A 1,418-nucleotide genomic window follows, 5' to 3' on the forward strand; every position below is an offset into this window, starting at 1 on the left:
CCTGATCAGCTTCGAGCGCACCCGCTACAGTGTGCCGGCCTCCTTTGCCAACCGTCCTGTCAGCCTGCGGATCTATCCGGACCGGCTGGTTGTCGCTGCCGAGGGGAACATCCTGTGCGAACACACGCGGATCATCCAGCGCAGCCACCTGCCCCCGCGGACGATCTATGACTGGCGGCATTATCTGGCGGTCGTCCAGCGCAAGCCGGGGGCGCTGCGGAACGGCGCTCCCTTCCTGGAGTTGCCAGCCGCCTTCAGGCAGTTGCAGGACCAGATGCTGCGCAGGCATGGCGGCGACCGCGAGATGGTCGATATCCTCGCCCTGGTGCTGCATCATGATGAGGAGGCGGTGCTCACCGCCGTGGAACTCGCCCTGGCCGACGGTGTGCCGACCAAAACCCACGTGCTGAACCTGTTGCACCGCCTTATCGACGGCAAGACGAATTGCGAACCTGATCTCGATACGCCACAGGCGCTGGTCCTGCGCCGTGAGCCCAAGGCCAATGTCGAACGCTATGATGGCCTGCGCGCCCGGATTGCTGGAGGCCGTCATGCGTCATGACCCTGCCAGCGGCGCCGTCGTCATCATGCTCCGCAGTCTCAAAATGTATGGCATGGCCCAGGCCGTCACCGATCTGATCGAGCAGGGGGCGCCGGCCTTTGAAGCCTCCATCCCGATCCTGTCGCAGCTACTGAAGGCTGAATTGGCCGAACGTGAGGTCCGTTCTGTCGCCTATCACATGAAGACGGCCCGCTTCCCCGCTTACAAGGACCTCGCGGGCTTCGACTTCGCTGCCAGCGAAATCAACGAGGCGACTGTCAGAACGCTGCATCGCTGCGAGTTCATGGATGGCGCGCACAATATTGTGCTGATGGGCGGCCCGGGCACCGGCAAAACCCATGTCGCGACGGCAATCGGCATTCAGGCCATTGAACATCACCGCCGCAAGGTCCGCTTCTTCTCCACGATCGAACTGGTCAACGCCCTCGAACAGGAAAAGGCCAGGGGCAAGGCAGGGCAGATTGCCGAAAGCCTGACCCGCCTCGATCTGGTGATCCTCGACGAACTGGGCTACCTCCCGTTTAGCGCTTCAGGCGGCGCGCTGCTCTTCCATCTGCTGAGCAAGCTCTACGAACGCTCGAGCGTCGTCATCACCACAAACCTCAGCTTCAGCGAATGGGCTTCGGTCTTTGGCGACCCCAAAATGACGACCGCCTTGCTCGATCGCCTCACACACCGCTGCCATATTCTGGAGACCGGAAACGACAGCTTCCGATTCAAGGCAAGTTCAGCCGCCGCAGGCAGGAAAAAGAGAGAGGCAAACCATGCCTTGACCACTGCGTGACCGGAAATCCATAGTCAGAAGTGGCTCACTTCTCGATGGAAAAACCGGCTCAGTTCTGGGTGAAAAACAACA

General features: G+C 61.1%; 2 protein-coding genes. Both read left to right on the forward strand.

The window, feature by feature from the left end; all coding sequences use genetic code 11:
- Positions 1-562 (forward strand): Mu transposase domain-containing protein (locus IE243_RS22810; RefSeq protein WP_444542216.1); only part of this gene is annotated, 562 nt, incomplete at its 5' end.
- The gene (gene istB / locus IE243_RS22815) at positions 552-1,346 is read left to right on the forward strand and encodes an IS21-like element helper ATPase IstB (protein ID WP_191321564.1); all 795 of its coding nucleotides are present in this window, start codon (positions 552-554) and stop codon (positions 1,344-1,346) included. The genes IE243_RS22810 and istB, both read left to right, overlap by 11 nt.
- The last annotated feature ends 72 nt before the right edge of the window (positions 1,347-1,418 follow it).

It is taken from the genome of Camelimonas fluminis, assembly GCF_014656355.1.
GTDB lineage: Bacteria > Pseudomonadota > Alphaproteobacteria > Rhizobiales > Beijerinckiaceae > Camelimonas > Camelimonas fluminis.